An 8,202-nucleotide genomic window follows, 5' to 3' on the forward strand; every position below is an offset into this window, starting at 1 on the left:
TAATAGTACTATATCAAAGCAATAAAACGACAGGAAGTGTATAGAACAGTCCCAGTAAAATCTACTTTTTCAGATGAAGAAAAGGCTTTCTGGGTGTTTCAATGCGAACAAGCAAATAACTTGACGAACTGTGCAATTTATTACGCGAAGAAGAAGCACTATGACTGGCTTCGCGAACAAGTCGAAGCTTATACTACCTACTGGCGTAGTGATACCCTCAGGTTTGGCTGGAAAACATATAAATGCGCAGTAAGGTATCCAGAAATAGATAAGGCTCTTAATAGGAGTCCACACTACAAGGCTATGGCTGCCCAATCAGCTCAGCAAACCTTGAAGTCAGTGGGGGAATCTTTAAAAAGCTACAACCAATTGGTTGGGAAATATTACAAAGGAGAAGTTGATAGGCCGAGACTTCCTAGGTATCGCAAAAAGGGAGGATTAGCGGCGGTTACTTTCCCAAGACAAGCCCTTACCTACAAGCAAGGATTATTCTGGCCGTCAATTAGCAAAGAGTCTAAGCCTGAATTACTTTGCGATATAACACTGTCTCCTCCAGATTTCATAGACCCAGATTGGGTCAAAGAGGTAACTATCCGACCATATCTAGGTCAGTTGTGGATTGACTGGGTTATCGACGACGGGAAGCAGCCAATAGATACCAACCCCAATCTTGACTACTCTCAAGCATGGAGCTTTGACCATGGTGGCGATAATTGGTTGACCGGTGTATCGACCCATGGGAAAAGCCTAATTCTTGACGGTCGAAAACTGAAATCAATGAACCAGGGGTATGCTCGCCTGGTAGCAAAATACAAAGCCGGTAAACCCGATTTTTATTGGGATGCGAACTTGTATAAAGTTCAACGGAAGCGGAACAACCAGATGCGGGATGCAGTTAATAAAGCTGCCCGTTTTATTGTCAACCGCTGTCTTAGCGAACGCATTGGCAATATTGTAATTGGATGGAACGAGCGGCAGAAAAACTCAATAAACATAGGCCGAAGGGGCAATCAAAATTTTGTCGTAATCCCGACAAAAAGACTAATTGAAAGATTAAAACAAATGTGCCCTGAGTATGGTATCAAATTGACAGTAACTGAGGAGTCTTATACGAGTAAAGCGTGTGCGATTCGTTGACTAGAAACCTAACCCAATAAGGGTAAAAGGGGGGATTAGTCACAAGGTATTAAACCTTGAGAACTTGGTAACCATGTTGGTGAAAGACCAACCCTCGCAAAATCCGAGTGACAGCCCTACCCCTAATCACTGAGAAATAACAAACTCTAGGTTAAAGCGGGGTCGAACAGCGAAGCTCTACCAGCCTAAAGGTGGGGTTAGTAGCAGGCAATAGAACTCATGGGTACGAGAGGAAGATACGTAAGAACCATCGTAACTGGTAAGTAGCGTAATAGGCTGAAACGCTGCATGCAAATAGCTATAGAACAAAACAGGATTATAGGATTACGCTTTCTTATAATGATTTTCCTGGTTCTCGGTGGAGAGTATCACCCTAAAAGTTCAATAGAATGGCTGCCAGGAACGAAGTAACTCCATAGGTGCTCTCAATGAGGTCGGTCATTGAGTAGGTAGTTAGCCGCATGGCCTATGTGAGAAGGATTGAATCAGAAGCTAACGCCTAGATTAACACCTAGGATACGCAGACAGATTCACGTGATAAGGAAAGGATATAGCAATGAGTAGCAATGAAGAAGTCTAAAGCTCGGGGGTTTACCCCACAGTCAGAATGGAACCAGGTCGATTGGCGAAAACTAGAACGAACTGTGTTTAAGTTGCAAAAACGGATATATCAAGCCTCTCAGCGTGGCGATGTTCGCGTGGTAAGAAGGGTACAAAAAACACTGATGAAGTCCTGGTCTGCAAAAATGCTAGCGGTGAGGAAGGTAACACAACAGAACAAAGGTAAAAAGACTGCCGGAATAGACGGGAGAAAAGCTTTAACCAACAAGCAGCGCCTAGTCTTAGTAGCCAACCTTAAAATACACAAACGACCTCAACCTACCCGCAGAGTATGGATAGACAAACCCGGTCGTAAAGAAAAACGCCCCCTTGGGATACCCACCATATACGACAGAGCGCTCCAAGCCCTTACCAAACAGGCATTAGAACCTGAATGGGAAGCACGTTTCGAGCCAAACTCATACGGGTTCAGACCAGGAAGGTCATGTCATGACGCCATACAAGCAATATTTAAAAGCATCAAACAAATGCCCAAATGGGTATTAGATGCCGATATTGCCAAATGTTTTGACAAAATCAACCACGATGCTCTTCTAAATAAACTGAATACCTACCCATCCATGAAACGGTTAATCAAAGGTTGGTTAAAAGCCGGGGTAATGGATGAAGGAATATTCACATCGACAGACGAAGGTACTCCCCAAGGTGGAATAATATCTCCACTTCTGGCGAACATAGCCCTCCACGGAATGGAAAACAGGATAAAGGAATACGCCGAAACCTTACCCGGAAATAAACGGAGAAATAAAACGGCATTAAGTCTAATCCGATATGCAGATGACTTCGTCATAATGCACAAATCCAAAGAAGTGGTAGAAGAATGTCAAAGAATCATCATAAAGTGGTTGGAAGAAATTGGCCTGGAACTAAAATCCACAAAAACCAGATTGGTACACACCTCAAACGGCTTTGAATTCTTAGGATTTAATGTACGTCAATATCAGACGGGAAGACACCAATCTAAGCAAGGATTCAAAACCCTCATCAAACCCTCGAAGAAAAGAGTGAAAGAGCATTGGGAAAAGCTATCCAAGGTCATTGACCGACACAAGGCTGCTCCCCAAAAAGCTTTAATAAGCAAACTAAAACCAATAATAAGAGGATGGTGTAACTACAACAAATGCGTTGTAAGTAAAGAAACCTTCTCAGATTTGGATAACATGCTCTGGAACAAACTTCAAAGATGGGGATATAGAAGACATCCAAACAAATCCAAGACCTGGGTAAACAAGAAATATTGGGGAACCAAGGTTGAAAAACCTAAGAAATGGTACGAAGCTCCTAAGGTTGATAACTGGGTATTTATGGCAAGTGAAGATAATTATTTACCTAAACATGCCAAAACAAAAATAATCAGGCACAACAAAGTTAAGGGAGACAGAAGTATTTTCGATGGAGACCTCATATATTGGAACACCAGAATGCAAAAGCATCCCGAGATGACCAGTCAAGTGCGATTCGTTAGCTATAAACCAAACCCTATAAAGGCTTTGGGGGATTAGCTGCTTGGTACATTAAACCATGACAACTTGGTAACCATGGTGGTGAAAATCCACCCCTCGTGAAATCCGAGTGAAAGCCCTACCCTGATTCATTAGGAATAACGAACTTATGGATTGATGCAAGGGTCGAACAGTGAAGCGGAACCAACCCAGGGGAAGTTAGTAACAGGCACAGAACTCATGGGTACGAGAGAAAGGTACGTTTGAATCATCATTATCATCGTGTAGCGAAATGGGTTGATTACGCTACAGACAAACAGTCAAAGGAATATGGATTATGAGGTTTTGACTCTTCATAATGATTTCCCGAAATTATTCCTGGTGAATAGTACCACCCTAAAAGTTCACAGAATGGTTATCAGGAACGAAGTAACCCCGATATGTACTCTGATGAAAGGTCGAATATTCTGAGTAGGTAGTTAGCTGCATGTCGTACCGGGGAAAGATTGAGTCAGAAGTTAATGTCTAGAGTAATGTCTAGGATATACTGACGGACTCACGTCAAACAGAAATGAAATAGTTGCAAGTACCAATTAATATGTCTAAAACGCTGGGTTTCCAGACGGTGGAATGGAATAAGGTTAACTGGCGCAAGCTAGAGAAGACCCTATTTAAGTTGCAAAAACGAATATTTCGAGCCTCTGTTCGTGGTGATATCCGTGCGGTAAGAAAACTGCAAAAGACTCTGATGAAGTCCTGGACTGCCAAGATGATAGCGGTACGTAGGGTCACCCAGGAGAACAAAGGTAAAAAGACTGCCGGAATAGATGGGGTCAAATCTCTAACCAACAGACAACGCCTCACCTTAGTAGCCAACCTCAAAATCTCCAAAAAGGCAAAACCTACCAGACGGGTTTGGATTCCTAAACCCGGACGGTCGGAAAAACGCCCATTGGGAATCCCGACCATGTATGACCGCGCATTACAGGCACTAACTAAACAGGCATTAGAACCTGAATGGGAAGCACGCTTTGAACCCAATTCATACGGATTCAGACCAGGACGCTCCTGTCACGATGCGATTGAAGCAATATTCACAGGCATCAACCAAAAACCTAAATGGGTACTAGATGCCGACATTGCCAAATGTTTCGATAAAATCAACCATAATGCACTTCTGACAAAATTGAATACTTATCCATCCTTAAGACGATTAATCAAGTCTTGGTTAAAAGCTGGTGTGATGGATAATGGGACATTCTCACCTACAGAAGAGGGCACTCCACAAGGCGGAGTCATATCTCCCCTTCTGGCAAATATAGCTCTTCACGGCATGGAAAAAAGGATTAAACAATTCGCAGAAACTATGAAGGGAAGTAAATCCAAGAATAGGAATGCATTAAATTTAGTCCGATATGCAGATGACTTTGTCATAATGCATAAAGACCATTACGTGGTAAAAGAATGTCAAAGAATCATCAATATATGGTTGAATGACATGGGTTTGGAATTAAAATCAAGTAAGACCAGGATTACCCATACCATGGATGGATTTGACTTCCTCGGATTCAATATCCGTCAATATCAGGTTGGTAAAAACCAGTCAAAACAAGGTTTTAAGACCATCATCAAACCATCTAAGGAAAAAGTTCTAGAGCATTACAGACAGCTCGCAAAAGTTATCGACCAATACAGAGCTGCCCCGCAAACGGCTCTAATCAGCCGACTAAAACCCATTATAAGAGGATGGTGTAATTACTATAGTTCAGTCTGTAGTAAGGAAACCTTCAATACATTAGGGCATATGCTATGGAAAAAACTCGCCTTGATGGGGATATAGGAGGCATCCCAAGAAATCGAAATCCTGGGTAATCAAGAAATATTGGGGAACCATCGGGAAAGACAACTGGATGTTCATGACCGGGAAAGATAATTACTTGCCCAAACATGCCAAAACACCTATTGTTCGGCACAAAAAAGTCAAAGAAACCAGAAGTCCCTACGATGGCGATTTAATCTACTGGAGTCTCAGAATGGGTAAACATCCCGAAAATACCATTCAGAAGGCAAAACTTTTGAAAAGGCAAAAAGGGAAATGCTCCCACTGTGGTCTTACCTTTAGGGATGGAGACAAATTGGAAATGCATCACATCTTACCACGCGCTAATGGTGGAACTAACTTTGATGAAAATCTGGAATTACTACACCTCCATTGCCACGATGTCAAACACGGAACAAAAATCGACTCCAAGGAATTGGATGAGAACCCGTGGTAGAGGTACCAATGACCATGGTTCCGTTTGATGAGGAGCCGTATGATGGGAAACTATCACGTACGGTTTTGAAGACGAGTCGGTGGGGCGACTCACCGGCTTAGTTTAATAAGGGAACACTTTTGAAAAGGCAAGAAGGGAAATGCAATCATTGTGGACTCATATTCAGGGACGGGGATTTTATGGAAGTACACCACATAATACCACGCGCAAACGGTGGAAACGACCAACTCAATAATCTTGAGCTACTTCACCTACACTGCCACGATGCAAAACACAGAAAGAAAATCAATCTAACAAACTTAGATGATAATCCCTTTTAGAGGTATCAATGACAATGATTCCTTTCATGAGGAGCCGTATGACGGGAAACTGTCACGTACGGTTTTGAAGACGAGTCGGCTGGGGGCGACCCCCCGACTTAGTTTAACCTTACTTAGACGAGGATCCACTACCAAAACACGGTGAAAAACCCAGTGGGTGGCAACCTTCGGGAAAAAGGGTCAGACGTGGTCTCTACAGGACTAAAAAAGGATACCTGGTTAATGCTGACTCAAATGGAGCTGCAAATATTGCCAGGAAAGTAGCCAAACAGTTAGATCTTGATCTAACCAAGATGGGTAGGGGAGCATTGACACTCCCACATCGTTATGACATTTTTAAATCTCTTAAAAAATCATACCGAATAAGTAGTGAAACCGCACGGGAAAACCGCTGCGGTTTAACAACCTTATAGAATCCCCCGTGCTTCAGCCGGGGGAGATGTCAATACTTGACCAGCTCTGTAGCATTCTCTAATCTGGAGTGCAATGGTGGGAAGCAAAAGCTTGGATCAGCTTCTCCCACAACTGCTCAGCAGACAGTATAAGGCGAACAACCAAATCACCTTCAACCCAAAATGAATTCCGAACAACTAGAATTAACTTTAGGCTGGCTTTACCCTACCCTAATGAGTACCTACGGCGATCGCGGTAATGTCATCTGCTTACAACAACGAACCCAGTGGCGAGGCGTTAAAGTCAATGTCATCCCCCTGGATCAGCAAACTCCTGCTGAGCAATTCTATAAAGTGGATATCTTCATGGGTGGTGGTGCTCAAGATAGACAGCAAGAAATTGTTATGCGAGACTTACAAGGTAGCAAAGCCAATGCCCTACAAGAACAAATTGAAGCAGGTACACCGGGGGTATTTACCTGTGGCTCACCTCAATTGCTAGGTCACTACTATGAACCAGCTCTAGGTAAGCGGATTCAGGGATTAGGGTTGCTGGATTTGGTCAGCAAGCATCCTGGCGTAGATGCTCGCCGTTGCATTGGTAATGTGGTATTTGAGATTACTGCATCACCCTTAGCCCAAGACTTAAAGGCTATGCTCGGGAAAAATCCAGTAGTGATTGGCTTTGAAAATCACGGTGGTCGTACCTATTTAGGTAATGTCGAACCCCTAGCTCAAGTGGTCAAAGGATATGGTAACAATGGGGAAGATGGCACAGAAGGAGCATTTTATCGGAATGCGATCGCAACCTACTCCCACGGTCCACTGTTACCGAAAAACCCCTTTCTTGCTGATTGGCTGATCCAAACTGCCCTCAAGCAAAAGTATCATATACCAGTGTCCTTAGAACCACTGGATGATACCTTAGCAACCAAAGCACGGGCGGCGATGTTTAAACGTCTTGCCCTGACTAACCTGAGTTAACTAAGACTACTAGCAAGAAGTCGTAACTCTTACGGGTAGTAGGTAATCGGACATGGTACAAATGTCTACTAATTACTAATAATCCACAGTCCCGACTTCAGTGGATAGCCCCTTAATGGCTCGTAAACGAATAGACTACTAAGTATACCCCCTCCCAAGCGGTTGAGCGAGGGAGAAGGTCAAGTAAATCCGTCAACAGGGATGTCAGCACCCCGCTCTGAAGAGACGGAGCCTTGTGCGAAGCACACGCTTACGCAAACGAGCCTCTTTCTTTAGGTAGCTGACCAGCCTAAGTCTTACGAGGACTACGTTATCGGCAAGGGTTAAAGTTCCTACCTTGGGATGCGTGCCAGTCTCAAGCTCTAGAACCGGGTGGTTAAACAGTTGTACGAGGGGTAAGACAGTGCCATCTGGATAGTACCGACCGATAACATTGGCTAGGCAAACTTAACCCCAGAAATGGGAGTTTTGGGGGATTTTTTAAATCCCTCACCCTGAAAAGGGTGGTTTGACGGCGGTTAAAACCGCTGGTTTTGTAGTTCCTCCGCGCTTTAAAAGCGGTGCGACCCCGGCGAGAGATCTCGCCATGGGAACGCGCACCAAGACAGACGCGGTTTCCCTACCCCGTAAAGTCAGATGACTGGAAAAGTAATCGATAGCAGTGCCACTGGAATTCTCATTCTGATCATCCCCGTCGCATTGGTGATGGTTCTGTTGCTAAAGGCATGGCCAATAGTACTGGCCATACTTACCCTAATTATCATCATCAGGCTTTGGCAGCAATATCAATGGCAGAAGTGGACTAAGAAAGTTAATCCCTTCTTCAATCAACTGATTAAAGATAACCAAGGCTGTCTGACACCCATTGACTTGTCGATCAAGGCCGATATTTCTGGAACTGCAGCCAAACAGTATTTAGACAAAAAGGCACAGGAGTTTGGAGCTCAGAGTCAAACCTATGATGACAAAGGCACTGTTTATTACTTTCTGACCGCTAGCGCTCTCGGTAGTATCTTTGATGAGAGTGAAA

The 8,202-nt window shown here is 43.7% G+C and carries 6 protein-coding genes and 2 pseudogenes; all 8 read left to right on the plus strand.

Features of this window, described 5'->3' with window-relative positions; all coding sequences use genetic code 11:
* Nucleotides 1-36 precede the first annotated feature (36 nt).
* A pseudogene (locus F6J99_RS16005) lies at nucleotides 37-1,122 on the plus strand (transposase); the annotation flags it as partial.
* Between the two features lie 581 nt (nucleotides 1,123-1,703).
* Entirely contained in the window at nucleotides 1,704-3,260 is a 1,557-nt protein-coding gene (gene ltrA, locus F6J99_RS16010) for a group II intron reverse transcriptase/maturase (protein WP_293113793.1), read from the plus strand.
* Nucleotides 3,261-3,798: 538 nt separating this feature from the next.
* Nucleotides 3,799-5,040 (plus strand): group II intron reverse transcriptase/maturase, encoded by a 1,242-nt coding sequence (ltrA, locus tag F6J99_RS16015; protein WP_365973441.1) that lies wholly within the window; start codon nucleotides 3,799-3,801, stop codon nucleotides 5,038-5,040.
* Between the two features lie 70 nt (nucleotides 5,041-5,110).
* Nucleotides 5,111-5,476: an HNH endonuclease gene (locus F6J99_RS45600; protein ID WP_365973443.1), complete on the plus strand. Its 366-nt coding sequence runs from the start codon at nucleotides 5,111-5,113 to the stop codon at nucleotides 5,474-5,476.
* Between the two features lie 119 nt (nucleotides 5,477-5,595).
* A complete protein-coding gene (locus F6J99_RS16020) occupies nucleotides 5,596-5,796 on the plus strand; it encodes an HNH endonuclease (RefSeq protein ID WP_293113794.1) in 201 nt (66 codons plus the stop codon).
* A gap of 141 nt (nucleotides 5,797-5,937) precedes the next feature.
* Nucleotides 5,938-6,060: a hypothetical protein gene (locus F6J99_RS45605; protein WP_324610956.1), complete on the plus strand. Its 123-nt coding sequence runs from the start codon at nucleotides 5,938-5,940 to the stop codon at nucleotides 6,058-6,060.
* A 311-nt stretch (nucleotides 6,061-6,371) separates the two neighbouring features.
* Nucleotides 6,372-7,172, plus strand: coding sequence for a type 1 glutamine amidotransferase (locus F6J99_RS16030; protein ID WP_293113795.1), 801 nt, complete (start codon nucleotides 6,372-6,374; stop codon nucleotides 7,170-7,172).
* 636 nt (nucleotides 7,173-7,808) lie between these two features.
* Nucleotides 7,809-8,202: pseudogene (locus tag F6J99_RS16035) on the plus strand (hypothetical protein); the annotation flags it as partial.

The organism is Moorena sp. SIO4G3 (genome assembly GCF_010692305.1).
GTDB lineage: Bacteria > Cyanobacteriota > Cyanobacteriia > Cyanobacteriales > Coleofasciculaceae > Moorena > Moorena producens_A.

What these genes read in the sequence shown, in the direction of transcription:
- ltrA (WP_293113793.1), top strand. Translation starts at nt 1,704, where the DNA reads ATGAAGAAGTCTAAAGCTCGGGGGTTTACCCCACAGTCAGAATGGAAC.
- ltrA (WP_365973441.1), top strand. Translation starts at nt 3,799, where the DNA reads ATGTCTAAAACGCTGGGTTTCCAGACGGTGGAATGGAATAAGGTTAAC.
- F6J99_RS45600 (WP_365973443.1), top strand. Translation starts at nt 5,111, where the DNA reads ATGTTCATGACCGGGAAAGATAATTACTTGCCCAAACATGCCAAAACA.
- F6J99_RS16030 (WP_293113795.1), top strand. Translation starts at nt 6,372, where the DNA reads ATGAATTCCGAACAACTAGAATTAACTTTAGGCTGGCTTTACCCTACC.